General features: G+C 71.5%; 13 protein-coding genes. 6 read left to right on the forward strand and 7 right to left on the reverse strand.

All coding sequences use genetic code 11. The annotated features are described in order from the left end of the window. Nucleotides 1–399, forward strand: coding sequence for an arsenate reductase (glutaredoxin) (arsC, locus tag M3M27_RS00185; RefSeq protein WP_434026770.1), 399 nt, complete (start codon nt 1–3; stop codon nt 397–399). A gap of 256 nt (nt 400–655) precedes the next feature. On the opposite strand, the gene M3M27_RS00190 is transcribed toward arsC, so the two are convergent. The 3 genes from M3M27_RS00190 to M3M27_RS00200 form a co-directional block, all read right to left on the reverse strand. Beyond that, nucleotides 656–2,125, reverse strand: coding sequence for an FAD-dependent oxidoreductase (locus tag M3M27_RS00190; protein WP_140724575.1), 1,470 nt, complete (start codon nt 2,123–2,125; stop codon nt 656–658). A gap of 132 nt (nt 2,126–2,257) precedes the next feature. After that, complete coding sequence (gene gltB, locus M3M27_RS00195; protein WP_434026771.1) at nt 2,258–6,730, reverse strand: glutamate synthase large subunit; 4,473 nt, start codon at nt 6,728–6,730, stop codon at nt 2,258–2,260. A gap of 206 nt (nt 6,731–6,936) precedes the next feature. Then, a complete protein-coding gene (locus M3M27_RS00200) occupies nt 6,937–7,332 on the reverse strand; it encodes an I78 family peptidase inhibitor (protein WP_434026772.1) in 396 nt (131 codons plus the stop codon). Nucleotides 7,333–7,467: 135 nt separating this feature from the next. Between M3M27_RS00200 and M3M27_RS00205 the strand changes: the two genes are divergently transcribed. Beyond that, nucleotides 7,468–8,547 carry a DNA topoisomerase IB gene (locus tag M3M27_RS00205; RefSeq protein ID WP_434026773.1) on the forward strand — a complete coding sequence of 360 codons (1,080 nt, stop codon included), beginning with the start codon at nt 7,468–7,470 and terminating at the stop codon, nt 8,545–8,547. Nucleotides 8,548–8,576: 29 nt separating this feature from the next. Here the strand turns inward: M3M27_RS00205 and M3M27_RS00210 are convergent, their stop codons facing one another. Then, the gene (locus M3M27_RS00210; RefSeq protein WP_434026774.1) at nt 8,577–8,921 is read right to left on the reverse strand and encodes a hypothetical protein; all 345 of its coding nucleotides are present in this window, start codon (nt 8,919–8,921) and stop codon (nt 8,577–8,579) included. Nucleotides 8,922–9,066: 145 nt separating this feature from the next. On the opposite strand from M3M27_RS00210, the gene M3M27_RS00215 reads away from it, so the two are divergent. From M3M27_RS00215 to M3M27_RS00230, 4 genes are all read left to right on the forward strand, one after another. Continuing rightward, nucleotides 9,067–9,300 (forward strand): hypothetical protein, encoded by a 234-nt coding sequence (locus M3M27_RS00215; protein ID WP_140724593.1) that lies wholly within the window; start codon nt 9,067–9,069, stop codon nt 9,298–9,300. A gap of 29 nt (nt 9,301–9,329) precedes the next feature. Then, the gene (locus M3M27_RS00220) at nt 9,330–10,334 is read left to right on the forward strand and encodes an SDR family oxidoreductase (RefSeq protein ID WP_434026775.1); all 1,005 of its coding nucleotides are present in this window, start codon (nt 9,330–9,332) and stop codon (nt 10,332–10,334) included. A gap of 110 nt (nt 10,335–10,444) precedes the next feature. Further along, nucleotides 10,445–10,831 (forward strand): BlaI/MecI/CopY family transcriptional regulator, encoded by a 387-nt coding sequence (locus tag M3M27_RS00225; protein WP_140724599.1) that lies wholly within the window; start codon nt 10,445–10,447, stop codon nt 10,829–10,831. A gap of 3 nt (nt 10,832–10,834) precedes the next feature. Next, nucleotides 10,835–12,415, forward strand: coding sequence for a M56 family metallopeptidase (locus tag M3M27_RS00230; RefSeq protein WP_434026776.1), 1,581 nt, complete (start codon nt 10,835–10,837; stop codon nt 12,413–12,415). A gap of 238 nt (nt 12,416–12,653) precedes the next feature. On the opposite strand, the gene M3M27_RS00235 is transcribed toward M3M27_RS00230, so the two are convergent. The 3 genes from M3M27_RS00235 to M3M27_RS00245 all read right to left on the reverse strand — a co-directional run bounded on the left by M3M27_RS00235 (nt 12,654) and on the right by M3M27_RS00245 (nt 16,588). After that, complete coding sequence (locus M3M27_RS00235) at nt 12,654–12,926, reverse strand: hypothetical protein (RefSeq protein ID WP_434026777.1); 273 nt, start codon at nt 12,924–12,926, stop codon at nt 12,654–12,656. A 12-nt stretch (nt 12,927–12,938) separates the two neighbouring features. Continuing rightward, entirely contained in the window at nt 12,939–13,796 is an 858-nt protein-coding gene (locus M3M27_RS00240; protein ID WP_434026778.1) for a ribonuclease H-like domain-containing protein, read from the reverse strand. Nucleotides 13,797–14,149: 353 nt separating this feature from the next. Then, nucleotides 14,150–16,588, reverse strand: a complete 2,439-nt coding sequence (locus M3M27_RS00245) for a DEAD/DEAH box helicase (protein ID WP_434026779.1) — start codon at nt 16,586–16,588, stop codon at nt 14,150–14,152. Nucleotides 16,589–16,651: the final 63 nt, after the last annotated feature.

The raw sequence follows: 16,651 nt of genomic DNA on the forward strand, positions 1-16,651 counted from the left end.
ATGCGCGCGACGATCTGGCACAACCCGCGCTGCGGCACCTCGCGCAACGTGCTGGCGCTGCTGCGCCATGCCGGCATCGAGCCGGAAGTGATCGAGTACCTCAAGCAGCCGCCCGACCGCGGGCGGCTGAAGGCGATGATCGCCGCGGCCGGGCTGGGCGTGCGCGAGGCGATCCGCGCCAAGGAGCCGGCCTACCGCGAGCGCGGGCTGGACGATCCGGCGCTGGACGAGGAGGCGTTGCTCGACGCGATGCTGGCCGAGCCGGTCCTGATCAACCGGCCCTTCGTCGAGACCGAGCTGGGCACGCGGCTGTGCCGGCCATCGGAAGTGACGCTGCAGATCCTGCCGCCGCTGGCGACGCCGTTCGTCAAGGAAGATGGGCAGGTGGTCGGGGGGTAGAAGCGGTAGCGGGAATCGGTGCGGTCGAAATGATCGTGGTGAGGCCACCTTCGATCTTTCTATCGTCGTCCCCGCGCAGGCGGGGACCCAGTGCCTTTGGCTCTCCGCGCGGCATGCTCCAAGTCAATGGGTCCCCGTCTGCGCGGAGGACGATGGCTGGGGCATCCCGGCTGCAGCGGATAGATGACATCCGATTCCCACGACAGCCATCCTCACCTCGTAGAGCGCAGCAAGCTCTACGAGGCGATGGGCATCTTCAGGCCGCCACGGCCTGATCGGCCACTGCCACGCCCAGCCACTGCGCGATGCTGGCGGCCGCGTCGCGGCCCTCGGCCACCGCGGTGACCACCAGGTCGGCGCCGCGCACGCAGTCGCCGCCGGCGAACAGCTTGGGATTGGCGGTCTGGTACGGCAGCTTGCTGCCGCCCACCGCGATGCGTCCGTTCTGCGCCGCCTGCACGCCCTGCGCCGAGAGCCACTCCGGCAGCGTCGGCGAGAAGCCGAAGGCGATGATCACCACGTCGGCCTCCAGCAGCGATTCGCTGCCCTCGATCGGCTCGGCGTTGCGGCGGCCGCGTTCGTCCGGCTCGCCGAGCCGGGTCTCGACCACGGTCACGCCGATCGCCTCGTCGTCGGCGCCGCCCTCGATCGACAGCGGCTGGCGGTTGAACAGGAAGCGCACGCCTTCCTCGCGCGCGTTGGCCACCTCGCGCGCGCTGCCCGGCATGTTGGCCTCGTCGCGGCGGTAGGCGCAGGTCACCTTGGCCGCGCCCAGGCGGATCGCGCTGCGCACGCAGTCCATGCCGGTGTCGCCGCCGCCGAGCACGACCACGCGCTTGCCGGCCAGGTCGGGCAGTTCGACCTTGTCCTCCCAGCCGGCGATCGGCCGGCCCCACGGGTCGTTGCCGGAGACGATGCGGCTGTTCTGCACCAGGAACGGCAGTGCCGGCAGCACGTTCTTCAGGTCCTGCCCCGGCAGGCCGCCGTCGGTGTAGCGGTAGGCGCCGGTGCCGACGAAGACCGCATCGAACTCGTCCACCAGCGCGTCGATGGTCAGGTCCTTGCCGATCTCCATGCCGAGCCGGAATTGCACGCCCATGCCTTCCAGCACCTCGCGGCGCTTGGCGATCACGCTCTTGTCGAGCTTGAAGCTGGGGATGCCGAACTGCAGCAGGCCGCCGATCTGCTCGTAGCGGTCGAACACCACCGCCTGGATGCCGGCGCGCGCCAGCCGGTCGGCGCAGGCCAGGCCGGCCGGACCGGCGCCGATCACCGCCACGCGCTTGCCGGTCGGCTCGACCGCGCCCAGGTCCGGGCGCCAGCCCGACGCCAGCGCGGTATCGACGATGTACTTCTCGACCGCGCCGATGGTGACCGCGCCGAACTCCTCCAGCGTGCAGCTGCCCTCGCACAGGCGGTCCTGCGGGCAGACCCGGCCGCACACCTCCGGCAGCGGGTTGGTCGAATGGCACAGCGCCGCGGCCTCCTCGATGCGGTTCTCCTGCACCAGCTGCAGCCACTGCGGGATGGCGTTGTGCACCGGGCACTTCCAGCTGCAGTAGGGATTGCCGCAGTCCAGGCAGCGGCCGGCCTGGTACTGGGCTTCCTCCTTGCCGAACTTGCCGTACAGCTCGCCCCAGTCGCCGGAGGTGCGCAGCTCCACCGGGATGCGCTGCGGCATCTGGCGCGGGAGGTCTAGGAATTGGAAGACGTGCTTGCGGCTCATGGGGTGTGTCCGTGATTCGTGATTGGTGATTCGTGATTCGCAACGGCAGTGGATCGTGATCGGATAGTGGGCAGCCGCCCCTGCGAATCACCAATCACGAATCACGAATCACGTCGTTGCGACGGGCCGCCGTCAGGCGGCTCGGCGCAACGATTCGCTCAGCGACTCGATGCTGGCCGCCTTGGGCTTGACCAGCCAGAACTTGCCGACGTAATCGCGGAACTCGTCGAGGATCTGCTGCGCCCAGATGCTGCCGGTCAGCTCGCGGTGCCGGCCGATCAACCCGTGCAGGTGCTGGCGGTGGCTCTCGAAGCCCTCGGCCGAGATGCGGTGGATGTCGATCAGCTCGTGGTTGTAGCGGTCCACGAAGTCGCGCTCCACGTCCAGCACGTAGGCCATGCCGCCGGTGAAGCCGGCGCCGAAGTTCAGGCCGACCCGGCCCAGCACCAGCACGATGCCGTCGGTCATGTACTCGCAGCAGTGGTCGCCGGCGCCCTCGATCACCGCCAGCGCGCCGGAGTTGCGCACCGCGAAGCGCTCGCCGGCGCGGCCGGCCGCGAACAGCTCGCCGCCGGTGGCGCCGTACAGGCAGGTGTTGCCGATGATCGCGGTGTTGCGCGCCTCGAAGCGCGCCCCGCGCGGCGGGCGGACCACCAGCCGGCCGCCGGCCATGCCCTTGCCGACGTAGTCGTTGGCCTCGCCTTCGATCTCCATGTGCAGGCCGCCGGCGTTGAACGCGCCGAAGCTCTGCCCGGCGGTGCCGCGGAAGCGCAGCGTGATCGGCGCCTCGTCCATGCCGTGGTTGCCGTGCGCGCGCGCGATCGCGCCGGACAGGCGCGCGCCGATCGAGCGGTCGGTGTTGTGGATCAGGAAGCGGTGCTCGCCGCCGCGCTTGTTCGCGATCGCGTCGGCGAGCAGGCCGTCCATCTGCGTGGCCAGGCTGTCCGGCGATTCGTACAGGCGCTGCGCGGCGCAGTGCGCGGCGTCGTAGCGGGCGTTCTTGAGCAGCCGCGACAGGTCGACGCCGACGCCTTCGCGCGGCGCCACCTGCAGCTGCTCGAGCAGGTCGGTGCGGCCGACGATCTCGTCCAGCGACTTCGCGCCCAGGTACGACAGCCAGCCGCGCACCTCCTCGGCGAGCAGGCGGAAGAAGTTCTCCACGCGCTCGGGCAGGCCGGTGAAATAGCCCTCGCGCAGGCGCTCGTCCTGGGTGGCCACGCCGGTCGCGCAGTTGTTGAGGTGGCAGATGCGCAGGTACTTGCAGCCGAGCACGATCATCGGCGCGGTGCCGAAGCCGAAGCTGTCCGCGCCCAGCAGCGCCGCCTTGACCACGTCCAGGCCGGTCTTCAGGCCGCCGTCGGTCTGCAGGATGGTGCGCTCGCGCAGGTCGTTGGCGACCAGCGCCTGGTGCGACTCGGCCACGCCCAGCTCCCACGGCACGCCGGCGTAGCGGATCGAGCTGACCGGCGAGGCGCCGGTGCCGCCGTCGTGGCCGGACACGGTGATCAGGTCGGCGCCGGCCTTGACCACGCCGGCGGCGATCGTACCCACGCCGGCGTGCGAGACCAGCTTCACCGACACCAGCGCGGTCGGGTTGACCTGCTTGAGGTCGTAGATCAGCTGCGCCAGGTCCTCGATCGAATAGATGTCGTGGTGCGGCGGCGGCGAGATCAGGCCGATGCCCGGCTTGGCGTAGCGCAGCCGCGCGATCAGCTCGTTGACCTTGTGGCCGGGCAGCTGGCCGCCCTCGCCCGGCTTGGCGCCCTGGGCGACCTTGATCTGCAGCACCTCGGCGTTGACCAGGTACTCGGGGGTGACGCCGAAGCGGCCGGAGGCGACCTGCTTGATCTTGGAGCGCTTCTCGGTGCCGTAGCGGACCGGGTCCTCGCCGCCCTCGCCGGAGTTGGAGCGCCCGCCCAGGCGGTTCATCGCGATCGCCAGCGCCTCGTGCGCCTCGGGCGAGAGCGCGCCGAGCGAGATCGCGGCGGTGTCGAAGCGGCGCAGCACGTCCTCGGCCGGGGCGACCTGGTCCAGCGGCGTCGGCGCGTCGGCCTTCTTCAGCTGCAGCAGGTCGCGCAGCGCCGACGGCGGGCGCGCGTGCACCGCCTCGGTGTAGCGCTGCCAGTCCGCCGCGCTGCCGGTGCGGGTCGCGCGCTGCAGGGTCAGCACCACGTCCGGGTTGTACATGTGGTACTCGCCGCCATGCACGTACTTGAGCAGCCCGCCGACCTCCGGCTTGAGCTGGTCGTTCCAGGCGCGCGCGGCCAGCTCGCGCGCCTCGGTGTCCAGCCGCGCCAGGTTGGCGCCGCCGATGCGCGAGACGGTGCCGGGGAAGCACAGCGCGACCACGTCCGCGTCGAGGCCGACGATCTCGAACAGCTGCGCGCCGCGGTAGCTGGCGATGGTGGCGATGCCCATCTTGGAGATGATCTTGCTCAGCCCCTTGATGATGCCCTTGCGGTAGCTCGGGCCGATCTGCATCGGCTCGCCGCTGCCGCGCTTGAGCTTGAGGATGCCGCGGCGATTGAGGTCGAACAGGGTCTGGTAGGCCAGGTACGGGTACACCGCGGTGGCGCCGAAGCCGAGCAGGCACGCCATGTGGTGCGGGTCGCGCGCGGTGCCGGTCTCGATGATCAGGTTGACGTCGCAGCGCAGGCCCTTGGCCGAGAGGTGGTGGTGGACCGCGCCGGTGGCGAGCAATGCGTGCACCATCGGACGGTCCGGCACCGGGTAGCGGTCGGACAGCAGCAGCATCACCGCGCCGTCGCGCGCGGCCTGCTCGGCCTCGCGGCAGATCCGCTCGATGCCGGCCTTCAGCCCTTCCTCGACCGAGTAGGACAAATCGATCAGGCGGTTGCGCTCGACGTACTGCTCCATCTTCAGCAGCTGGCGCAGCTTGCGCTGGCTCAGCACCGGCGAGTTCAGGATGACGTGGTTGACCGTCTCCGGGCCGGCGTGGAAGACGTTGGTCTCCTTGCCGAGCTGGGTGGTCAGCGACATCACGCAGTTCTCGCGCAGCGGATCGATCGGCGGGTTGGTGACCTGCGCGAACGCCTGGCGGAAGTAGTCGTACAGCGGCCGGGTGTGCTGGCTGAGCACCGCCATCGGGGTGTCGTCGCCCATCGAGCCGGTGGCTTCCTGCTCGGTCTCGGCGAGCGGGCGCAGCACCTGTTCCACTTCCTCGGTGCTGAGCTGGAACAGCTTGTGGTAGCTGCGCAGGGTCTTCTCGTCGAACGGCTCCTCGGCCAGCGACGGGTCGATCAGCTCGGTCTGCAGGTAGGTCACGCCCTGCTGCAGCCATTGCTTGTACGGCGCGCGCGCGCGGTTGATGCGGTCGATCGCGTCGCTGTCGAGCAGGTCGCCGCGCTTGAGGTCGATCGCCATCATCTCGCCGGGGCCGAGCTTGCCCTTGCGGGTGACGCGCTCGGCCGGCAGTTCCCACACGCCGGCCTCGGAGGCGACCAGGAAGTGGCGGTCGGAGGTCAGCATCCAGCGCGCCGGGCGCAGGCCGTTGCGGTCGAGCGTGCAGGCGGCATAGCGGCCGTCGCAGGCGACGATGCCGGCCGGGCCGTCCCACGGTTCGGTGTTCAGGCCGTGGAACTCGTAGAACGCGGCCAGGTCGGCGTCCTTGAACTCCAGCGACTGGGTGGCCGGCGGCACCAGGATGCGCAGCGCCTGCAGCAGGTCCATGCCGCCGGCGACCAGCAGCTCGAGCATGTTGTCCAGGCTCTGCGAGTCCGAGCCGTGCATCGAGATCACCGGGTCGAACTCGGCGATGTCGAACCTCGGGGTCTTCCAGACCTTGCTGCGCGCCTGCGCCCAGCGGCGGTTGCCCTCGATGGTGTTGATCTCGCCGTTGTGCGCCAGCATCCGGAACGGGTGCGCCAGCGGCCAGCGCGGCAGCGTGTTGGTGGAGAAGCGCTGGTGGAACACCACCGCGCTGGAGGCCAGTTCGCTGCGCTGCAGGTCCGGGTAGAACGTGCTCAGCTTGTCCGGCAGCACCATGCCCTTGTAGCTGACCGCGCTCGGCGAGAGCGTGGTGACGTAGAAGTCGGCGTGCCCGCGCAGCGCCTGCTCGGCGCGGCGGCGGGCCAGGAACAGCGAGAGCGCGAAGGCGTCGTCGCCCTGCCCGGCGCCGGCGTCGACGAACACCTGCTCGATGCGCGGCAGGGTGTCCTTGGCCAGTTCTCCGCAGACGCGGTCGTCGGTCGGCACCACGCGCCAGCCGCGCGGCTCGGCGCCGGCGCGGCGCAGCTGCGCCTCCAGTTCCTCGCGGCAGCGCGCGGCGTCGGCCTCGGCGTGCGGCAGGAACACCACGCCGGCCGCGTAGCGCGCGCCGATCGCGATGCCGGCCTCGCGCGCCAGCGCGCGCAGGAACGGGTCGGGTTTGCGGATCAGCAGGCCGCAGCCGTCGCCGGTGAGGCCGTCGGCGGCGACGCCGCCGCGGTGGGTCATGCGCGAGAGCGCGGCGATCGCGGTGTCCACCAGCGATCGGGACGGCTGGTCGTCCAGCTGGACGACCATGCCGAAGCCACACGCATCGCGTTCGTCGCGTGCGTCGTAGAGACCTGGGTCTTGGAGCCCTTGGCGAGTGCGGGGGGCCATGCGTGCCTCGTTGCGATCCGGAGAAGCGGCGACTGACGTCCCCGCTCATTCCGTGGAGCGCATTCGTTAGGTCACCGGACGACCGACTACATCACATGTTGGTGCGGTGCCGCAACTGCGGTTGCAAGTGCAACGAGAACGCCCGGAAACCGTTGCTGCGCTTGGCTTTCGCGGGCCCCGCGCGCACCCCTTCCGGAGGGCGCCGGTCAGCCGCAGCGCACGCCGGTGACGACGTTGTCCGCGTCGACCTCGATGTTGAGCCGCTCGCCGTCGAATTCCATCGTCACGGCCTGCCCGGGCTTGAGCACGCGCACGTGCTTGGCCTGGGTGTCCTGTTGCGCTTGCCGGGTCGCCTCGTCGGTGAGCGGCTGGCCGACCAGCGCCTGCGCCTGGGTGGCATCGCAGGTGCCGACCGGGGGCGCCTCGGGCGCGGTGGCGGGGGCCGGGGTGGCGGCCGCCTCCGCGGCCTGCTGGGCGCGGGCGCCGACGGCTTCCTGTTCGTCCGGCGCCGGCGGTTGGCAGGCGGCCAACGACAGGACCAGGGCGGACACCAGCAGCAGGCCGGTGGCACGCGGACGGAAGGCGGTCAGCTCGTTCCTCATCGGGATCTCCGGAGTGGGGGCGGGCCGACAGCATAAGCACAAGCCGCGGGCGATGCAGGCGTGGCCGCGCGCGTTGACGCCTTCTGCGCACCGGCCCGCCAACAATCCGGCCGGGTACCCCCTCGCCCGTCCCGCATGAAATCCACCGTTTCCGCGCGCGCCATCGCCGATGCCCTGCACGAAGTGCGCCAGGCCGCGCGCGCCGCGGGGCTGGTCTACGTCAGCGACGACCAGCCCGGGATCCGGCGCCGGCGCGCCGGCAAGGGCTTCAGCTACCACGACGCGGACGGCGCCCGCATCGCCGACCGCGAGACGTTGCAGCGGATCCGCGCGCTGGCCATTCCCCCAGCCTACACCGAGGTGTGGATCTGCCGGCGCGCCGACGGCCACCTGCAGGCGACCGGGCGCGATGCGCGGCGGCGCAAGCAGTACCGCTACCACCCCGACTGGGCGCAGGTGCGCGGCGACGGCAAGTTCGAGCGCGTGGCCGCCTTCGGCCGGGCGCTGCCGAAGCTGCGCCGCCGCCTGCGCCGCGACCTGGCGCTGCCGGGCTTCCCGCGCGGGAAGGTGCTGGCGATCGTGGTCGCGCTGATGGCCGAGACGCTGGTGCGCGTCGGCAACGCCGAGTACGCCCGCAGCAACCGTTCCTACGGCCTGACCACGCTGCGCAACCGGCACCTGGAGTTCCTGAGCGGCGGCCGGGCGCGGCTGAAGTTCCGCGGCAAGGGCGGGCAGGAACACGACGTCGCGATCGACGACGCGCGCCTGGTCAAGCTGGTGCGCGCCTGCCAGCAACTGCCTGGCCAGGCGCTGTTCCAATACCGCGACGACGACGGGACGCTGCAGCCGGTCGACTCGGGCATGGTCAACGACTACCTGCGCGAGGCCACCGGCGAGGACTTCACCGCCAAGGACTTCCGGACCTGGGGCGGCACGCTGGCCGCGCTGCAGCGGCTGGCGCGGCGGCCCCTGCCCGAGCCGCGCAGCGAGCGCGCGCTGCGGCAGGCGCAGAACGAGGTGGTCCGCGAGGTCGCGCAGGCGCTGAGCAACACGCCGGCGGTGTGCCGCAAGGCCTACATCGATCCTTGCGTGTTCGAGGCGTGGCGCGAGGGCGCGTTGCAATCGCTCGCCGCCGGGGGGCGCGGCGAGCGGCAGTGGGAGCAGGCCGCGTTGCGGTTCCTGGCGCGCGCGCACCGGCGGCGCAGGTCCTCCTGATCCGTGCGCCCCGGCCGGAGCGGTGCCGGTCAGCCGCAGTAGATCGCGGTGATGTTGTTGGTCGGGCCCTTCTCGATGACCAGGCGGTCGCCGCCGGATTCGCTGGCGCCCTGGGCCGGATCGGCCGCGCCGCTGGCCGTGCCGCCGGTAGCGGCGCGCGTGCCGCGCCTCACGTCGACGGAAAGGCTGTCGCTGTCCACGCGCGCGCGTTCGACGGTCTGCGGCGCGGCCGCCAACCCCACCGCGCCGCGGACCTTGTCGGTATGGCACTGCCCGGAGATGACGCCGTCGATGGGCTGCACCTGGGCTACTTGCGCGGTGCTGCAGGCGGACAGGAGCACCGCGGCGGCGGCCAGGGCGAAATGGCGGGACATGGCGTTTCTCCGTGCGTTTTTCCGGCGAGCTTGGCCCGGCGCGCGTGTGCGCGGCATGAAGGTGTTGCCCGCGTTCGTCACCGGGCCTGATCGATCCGGCCGGCAGGCTGCAATGCGATCCCACGCGCGATGGAGGATTCCCGCCATGCCCGTCTGCGACGTCTGCGGCAACGACTACGACAAGGCGTTCACCCTGTCCCAGGGGGGGCGCAGCGGCACGTTCGACTCGTTCGAGTGCGCCATCCACGCGTTCGCCCCGGCCTGCGCGCATTGCCAGTGCCGCATCGTCGGCCATGGCGTGGAGAGCGATGGCGCCATTTACTGCTGCGCCAGCTGCGCGCGCCACGCCGGCGTGCAGGGCGTGGCCGATCGCGCCTGACTGTTCCCCCACACGGAGATCACCGCCCCATGGCCACTCGCAAGACCGCCTCCGCCGCCGCCGGAAAGACCGCCGGCCGCCAGCGCACCCTGCAGCGCAAGGTCGATCGCAAGGACGCCGCCAAGACCGCCAGGAAGGCGTCCAAGAAGGCGGCCAAGAAACCGACCCAGGCCGGCGCGCGCCGCCAGCCGGAGAACCCGTTGCCGGCCCAGCACCTGCGCAAGCCCGGCAACGAGCACGAGCTGGCGGTCGAACCGCGCTATCTCGCGCCCGACTACCTGGGCAGCGACAAGCTCAAGGGCATGCGCGCGATCGTCACCGGCGGCGACTCCGGCATCGGCCGCGCGGTGGCGGTGCTGTTCGCGCGCGAGGGCGCCGACGTGGCGCTGGTCTACCTCGACGAACACGAGGATGCGCAGGCCACCTGCCGGCAGGTCGAGGCCGAAGGCCGGCGCTGCCTGCTGCTGCCGGGCGACGTGCGCGACAGCGCGTTCTGCGAGGACGCGGTGCGGCAGACGGTGGAAGCGTTCGGCGGGCTCGACATCCTGGTCAACAACGCGGCGTTCCAGCTGCACGCCGACGCCATCGAGGACCTCACCGACGAGCACCTGCAGATGACGCTGGACACCAACATCGGCGGCTACTTCCGCATGGCGCGCGCAGCGGTGCCGCACCTCGGCCGCGGCGGCTGCATCATCAACACCGGTTCGGAGACCGGCCTGTTCGGCAGCAAGGCGCTGCTGGACTACTCGGCGACCAAGGGCGCCATCCATGCCTTCACGATGGCACTGGCCGGCCAGCTGCAACCGCGCGGCATCCGCGTCAACGCGGTCGCGCCCGGCCCGGTATGGACCCCGCTCAATCCCGCCGACAAGCCGGCCGAGGCGGTGGCCGAGTTCGGCAAGGACAGCGCGATGGGCCGCCCGGCGCAGCCGGAGGAGCTGTCGCCGGCCTACGTGTTCCTGGCCTCGCCGGTCACCGCCAGCTACATCTCCGGCGCGATCCTGCCGGTCATGGGCGGGCCGCAGGGCTGATCCCGCCCCACGGTGTGACCACGGTCGCATTCCGATGTGCCGAACGACCTATTGACTACAGATGTCGCCACCACGTAGCGTGGCGACATCTGTAGTCATGGAGGCGGGCCATGCGCCGCAAGACGATCGGGGACCAGGAACTGGCCCTGCTGCAGTACATCGACGAACACGGCGAGGCCAGCGTCGGCGAGGTCGCCGCCGGCTTCGGCGAGGCGCGCGGGCTGGCGCGCTCGACCGTGCTGACCATGATGGAGCGCCTGCGCGCCAAGGCCTACCTGCGCCGCCGCCGGGTCGACGGCGTGTACCGCTACGCCGCCACCGCGCAACAGGACGAAGTGCTCGGCAACACCATCGGGCATTTCGTCGAGAAGACCCTGCAAGGCTCGCTGTCGCCGTTCGTGGCGTGGATGTCCGAGCGGGCCGAGGTCAGCGACGACGAGCTGGCCGAACTGGAAGCGCTGGTGAGCAAGCTGCAATCGCAGCGGCGGGAGGGCTGAACGATGGACACGTTCCTGGACATGCTGTTGGGACGCCTGGCCGCGACCAGCGTGCAGACGCTGCTGCTCGCCGGCCTGGTCTGGCTGGTGTGCCGCGGCTTCAAGCGCCTGCCTGCCGCCAGCCAGTGCTGGCTGTGGTGGCTGGTCGCGCTGCAGGCGCTGGTCGGCCTGTTCGCGCCGGGCGCGGTCGAGCTGCCGCTGTTGCCGGCGGCGCAGGTCGAGGCCATGGTCGTGCCGGCGCTGGCCGCTGCCGATGCCGCGCCGGCGGCCGGCGCAATGCGGTTCGACTGGACCCATGCCGTGGCGGCGCTGTGGCTGGCCGGCGTGCTGGTGCTGGCCTTGCGCACCGCGTTCGCCTTCCGCGCCAGCCGTCGCCTGCTGCGCGATGCGCGACCGTGCCCGGACGCGCGCCTCGATGCGGCGCTGCGCCTGGCCGCCGAGGCGCACGGGCTGCGCCAGGCACCGCAACTGCGGGTCAGCGATGCGATCGATTCGCCGCAGCTGGTGGGACCGTGGCGGCCGGTGCTGCTGCTGCCGGCGCGCCGGTTCGCCACGATGAACGACGACGACCTCGACATGGCGCTGACCCATGAGCTGGTCCACCTGGGCCGCCGCGACCTGTGGCTGGGCCTGGTGCCGGCGCTGGCCCAGCACCTGTTCTTCTTCCATCCGGCGGTGCACCTGGCCGTGCGCGAGTACGGCATCGCGCGCGAGGCCGCCTGCGATGCGGCGGTGGTCGCGGGCAACCGCCGCTGCGCGCACGACTACGGACGCCTGCTGGTGCAGCTCGGCGTGGCGCGGCGCCCGCACGCCGGCCTGGCCAGCGCCTCGCCCAGTTTCCTCAGCCTCAAGCGCCGCCTGACGTTGCTGCAACACGCCGCCGGCACGCCGGGCTGGGGCACGCGCCTGCTGCTCGGCGCGGTGGCCATCGCGGCGATCACGCCGCTGCGGCTGGTCGCCGGCACCGCCGCGCCGGGCGAAACGCCAGCGGTCACCGTGCCTGCCGGGGCCGATCGCAGCCCTGCGCCGGTGGCTCCGCTGCCGCCGGCGGCGCCGGCCCAGGCGGCCGCTCCCGCCGCGCCGCCTGCCCCGCCACCGGCGGTCGCGGCCGCGCCCATGCCGGCGGCCGCTCCCGCGCCAAGCGTGCAGGGTGGATGGCTGAGCGAGGAAGATCGCCGCGAGATCGGCCGCGCCATCGCGGATGCCCGCCGCGAGGCCCACGATGCCGTGCTCGCTGAACTCGGCCCGGAGCATGCCGCGCTGGCCGACAGTGCGGGCGAGCTGGGTATCCAGGCCGCGCAGCTGGCGTTGCAGGAGGTCGGCCGGCAGATGGAGCTGCTGGGACCGCAGCTGCGCCAGGCCGCGGAGGAAGCGCGCCGCGCCGGCGTCGAGGCGAGCCGTGCGCAGGCGGTGGCGATGCGCGAGCAGAAGCAGGCGATGGCGCAGGCCCGGGAGCAGGTCCGCGCCGCGACCCGTGCGGCGGCGGCTGCGACGCGCAGCATGGATGCGGCGCAGCGTGCCAACGAGGCGGCGGCGGAGCGGGCCGAGCGGGCGGCCGATGCGGCGGAGGCGCGTGCGCGCTGAGGGAGTTGTTTCGCGGGGCCGATCGGGAGGTTGGCTCCACTGGCGCTAAGAACCCTTCGCGCAATGTCTCCGCGGTTGCGCTCGCGAAGGCGGGCGAAGGTCGCTGCTTGCGGCTGCTGGTTTGCCGCTGCTGGATGCCATCGGGTTGGGCTCGGTGGCCGGGGGGATCGAAGATCCATGGACGTTGCTTTTGCTTCTTCTGTCTGGGGTAGTAGCAAAAGCTTTCGCCTTCGGCGAGTCACTTTTCTTTGCTTGTGCAAAGAAAAGTAACCAAAAGAAAGCACACCCCGCCTGCGCGCCCGCAGCTGCGCTGCGGGTCCGCGGAGCCAATGGGATTTTCGGACGCGGCATCCTGCCGCGGCCGAAAACGGCGCACATCCTTGTGCGCCGCCCTTCGGGTTTTTCCCATTGTCTCCGCCGCTTCGGAGGGGCCCCGGCAAGTCAAAGTCAAAAGCTCAAGCAAAATCGCGAGCAACAGCAACAGCAACAGCAACAGCAACAGCAACAGCACGGGCGCCTTCATTCATTCGCTGAAGCTGATGGGCGGATCGCTTTCACTCATGCCGGCTTCCTGCAACCGCAAAGCCGTCCGCTCCTCCGCTTCCGCTTCCACCAGGCGCCGGAACAGCAACGCCAGCGTCACTACGTCCTGGTGGTTGTGCGCGGCGACGCGGTGCAGGCTGCGCGCGCTGCCGCCGCGCAGCCAGGTGAGCCAGGCGGCCGGGGCTTCCGAGCCGGGGAGGTCGTCCTCGCGCACGATCCGCAGCAGGTGCCGCTCGATCGTGGCCAGGCGGCAGTTCTCCCAGTGGCCGCCATAGCGGCGGCGGGTGGGGAACAGCAGGTCGACGTGGTCGAGCGCGCCCAGCGGTTCGGCCAACCTGGCCAGCCGGAAGCGCGTCTTCAGCAGCGGGGCGTCGTAGCAGCGGCCGTTGTAGCTGGAGAGTACCGTGGCCGGGCCCAGCCAGCCGGCGAACTCGCGCAGCATCGCGGTCTCCGCCGCCATCGTCGCCATCAGCAGCTGGCGCACGCGCAGGCCTTCGCGGCCCGCGGCGTCCACGTGCCAGTCGGCGGCACCGATCATGAAGGCGCGCGTACCGGTGCCGCCGGCCAGGCCGGTGGTCTCGGTGTCGAAGAACAGCAGGTCGCGCGGGGCCACGGCGTCGTCCGGGCGCCGCGCGAACGCCAGCGACAGCGGCGCGGCCGGGATCGGCTGCGGCAGGAAGGCTTCGATCCGCCACAGGCCCGGGGCGATCTCCTGCCCCGGCAGCGTGCGGTCGACCGCGGCCGGGCGGGCCGGCGCGGAGGCGCTTGCGGTTGGCTTGCGTTCGCGCAGGCCGAGCAGGCGACGCAAGGCGTCGAGGTCATGGGAGGCATTGCGCACGGGAGCCGCGGGACTCGCGGATGCGTCGATCCAGGCGAATGCCGAACCCTGCGGGGCGGGTGTGTTTTGTGGGAGGGACTTCTGTGGGAGGGACTTCAGTCCCGACGGGCTTTTGTGCGGGCTCTCTGCATCAGAGGGAAGCCTTGTCGAGACTGAAGTCCCTCCCACAAGACAGCCCTCGTCGGAAGCATCGCCCCGCGCGGCGGCGCGCCGAGCATCGTGGCGGGTCGATGTCGCCGGGGCGCGGCCATTTTCCCGGGCGGTGGCGTGGACGGCAGGCTCGGAAGCTTCCGCCGGTTTCACCGCTCCGCCCGCTTGCTTCCGCAGCGCGCGCAGCTTGTCCAGGCTGATGCTCATCGCAGCGCGTCGGCCTCGCGCAGCAGGGCCAGCACCTTCAGCGCGAGCGTCTTCGGCGAGTCGCCGCGGCCTTCCTCCTGCGCCGCCAGCACCGGGCCGACGCAGGCCGGGCAGCCGGCCTTGCAGTCGCAGCGCTGCACCAGCTCGCCCGCGCGCTGCACCAGTTCCGCCTGGCGCCGCCACAGCGGTTCGCTCAGGCCCACGCCGCCGGGGAAGTTGTCGTACAGGTACACGGTCGGCACGAAGCTCTGCTGCAGCTCCACCCCGCCCTCGCGCTCGGCGCCACGCACCTGGCCGCGCCCGCTCTCGTCGGCGATCGCGAACCAGGCGCCGTCGCCGTTGCCGACCGCCTTCTGCAGGTCGCGCGCGTCGGCCATCACCGCGACCGTGGCGACGATGTGCAGCGCGTAGGCCGCGCCGAGGAAACCGTCCAGCGCGGCCTGGCGATCGGCGAACTCGCGCAGCAGCGTGGCCTGCGGCAGCTGCCACCACACCGCGGTCGTGTGCAGTTCCTGGTCGGGCAGGTTGACCGGGCCGTAGCCGATGTTCTCGTGGGTGTAGTAGCGGATCTTCTTGTAGCCGGCCACGCGCCGCACCACGTGCACCTCGCCGTGGTGGCTGTCGCCGCGCCCGGCCGCGCTGCCGTCGAAGCGGTCGAGCACCTTCAGCTTGGTGTAGTCGATGCTGTCGGTGTAGTAGTCCACGTGCGTGCGCGTGACGTAGGCCTTGCGGCCGTCCCAATCGAGCCTTTCCACCTGGTAGGGCGTGGACTGCACCATGTGGATCGCGCCCTCGTACAGGGTCAGCGCGGCGGCCGAATAGTCCACCTCGGCGATGATCTGCTGCTTGCCGTCGCTGCGGTCCACCACCACGAAGTTGCCTTCGGCCACCGAGCGCAGGCTCACCGCGTTGGCCGGGTAGCTGTCGGCGATCCACTCCCAGCGCTCGCCCTCCTGGTGCACCACGCCGCTCTCGGCCAGTGCCTCCAGGAACACCGCCGGGTCGACCGGGCCGAACGCCTCGCCGGCCAGGAACGGCAGCTCGAACGCGGCGCAGCGGATGTGGTCGAACAGGATCAGCGGCTGGTCCGGCGCGATCCGCGCATGTTCGGGCGAAGCGTCGGCGAAGAAGTCCGGATGCCGCACCACGTACTGGTCCAGCGGCTGCGAACTGGCCACCAGCACGCCCAGCGCCGGCTGCCGGCGGCGCCCGGCGCGCCCGAAGCGCTGCCAGGTCGCGGCCACGCTGCCCGGATAGCCGTTGAGGATCACCACGTCGAGCGCGCCGATGTCCACGCCCAGCTCCAGCGCGGAGGTCGAGACGATGCCGTCGATGTCGCCGGCGCGCATCGCCCGCTCCACCTCGCGCCGCTCGGTCGGCAGGTAGCCGCCGCGATAGGCGCGGATGCGCGCCGGCTTGCGCGGGTCGTGGTCGAAGATGTCCTTCAGGTACTTGGTCAGCACCTCCACCATCAGCCGCGTCTGCGCGAACACCAGCGTCTTCAGCCCGCTCTTGATCGCGATGCGCGCGATGCGGTTGCTCTGCGAGCGCGCCGACGCGCGCAGGCCCAGGTCCGGGTTCACCACCGGCGGGTTCCACAGCAGCATGTGCTTGTCGCCGCTCGGCGCGCCCGATTCGACGATGGCGTGCACGCGCTGCTCGACCAGCGCCTCGGCATGCGCGTGCGGGTTGCCGATCGTCGCCGAGCACAGGATGAACTGCGGCTCGGCGCCGTAGAACGCGCAGATGCGCTTGAGCCGGCGCAGCACGTTGGTGACGTGGCTGCCGAACACGCCGCGGTAGGTGTGGATCTCGTCGATCACCACGTAGCGCAGGTTCTCGAAGAACTGCGCCCACTTGGTGTGGTGCGGCAGGATCGCCTGGTGCAGCATGTCCGGGTTGCTGACCACGATGTCGCCGTGCAGCCGGATCGCCTGGCGCGCGTCCCCCGGCGTGTCGCCGTCGAAGGTGAAGGCCTTCACGCCCAGGTCGCCGGCGCGGTTGAGCTCCAGCAGCTCGGCCACCTGGTCCTGCGCCAGTGCCTTGGTCGGGAACAGGTACAGCGCCTTCGCATCGCCCTGCATCGCCGCGCTGACCACCGGCAGCGTGTAGCACAGCGACTTGCCCGAGGCGGTGGGCGTGACGATGGCGACGTGCTCGCCGCGCTGCGTCGCCTCCCAGGCCTCGGCCTGGTGCGAGTACAGCCGCTCGATCCCGCGCGCCCGCAGCGCCGCCTTCAGCTCGGCCGGCACGTCGTCCGGGATCGGCGCATAGCGTCCCTCGCGCCCGGGGATGGTGAAGCTGCCGGTGATCCGGTCGCGATAGCGCCGCTCCAGGCGCCGGCTCAGCAGCGCCCCGTCCCGCGACGGCCGGCCATCGGTGGTCGCCAGCGCCCGTTCGCTGGCTTCGGTGCGGGGGGCGAGGGAGAAGGTCATGGAGACGGTCGGCCGATCAAAGGGCGCCATCAAAGCACGAGGGCGTCTCAGCCCGTGAGACGG

The sequence above is a fragment of the Xanthomonas boreopolis genome (assembly GCF_046529185.1).
Classification (GTDB): Bacteria; Pseudomonadota; Gammaproteobacteria; order Xanthomonadales; family Xanthomonadaceae; genus Pseudomonas_S; species Pseudomonas_S boreopolis.

Bases quoted from the DNA above. Each gene is read 5' to 3' on its own strand.
- arsC (WP_434026770.1), top strand. From the start codon at position 1: ATGCGCGCGACGATCTGGCACAACCCGCGCTGCGGCACCTCGCGCAAC.
- M3M27_RS00190 (WP_140724575.1), bottom strand. From the start codon at position 2,125: ATGAGCCGCAAGCACGTCTTCCAATTCCTAGACCTCCCGCGCCAGATG.
- gltB (WP_434026771.1), bottom strand. From the start codon at position 6,730: ATGGCCCCCCGCACTCGCCAAGGGCTCCAAGACCCAGGTCTCTACGAC.
- M3M27_RS00200 (WP_434026772.1), bottom strand. From the start codon at position 7,332: ATGAGGAACGAGCTGACCGCCTTCCGTCCGCGTGCCACCGGCCTGCTG.
- M3M27_RS00205 (WP_434026773.1), top strand. From the start codon at position 7,468: ATGAAATCCACCGTTTCCGCGCGCGCCATCGCCGATGCCCTGCACGAA.
- M3M27_RS00210 (WP_434026774.1), bottom strand. From the start codon at position 8,921: ATGTCCCGCCATTTCGCCCTGGCCGCCGCCGCGGTGCTCCTGTCCGCC.
- M3M27_RS00215 (WP_140724593.1), top strand. From the start codon at position 9,067: ATGCCCGTCTGCGACGTCTGCGGCAACGACTACGACAAGGCGTTCACC.
- M3M27_RS00220 (WP_434026775.1), top strand. From the start codon at position 9,330: ATGGCCACTCGCAAGACCGCCTCCGCCGCCGCCGGAAAGACCGCCGGC.
- M3M27_RS00225 (WP_140724599.1), top strand. From the start codon at position 10,445: ATGCGCCGCAAGACGATCGGGGACCAGGAACTGGCCCTGCTGCAGTAC.
- M3M27_RS00230 (WP_434026776.1), top strand. From the start codon at position 10,835: ATGGACACGTTCCTGGACATGCTGTTGGGACGCCTGGCCGCGACCAGC.
- M3M27_RS00245 (WP_434026779.1), bottom strand. From the start codon at position 16,588: ATGACCTTCTCCCTCGCCCCCCGCACCGAAGCCAGCGAACGGGCGCTG.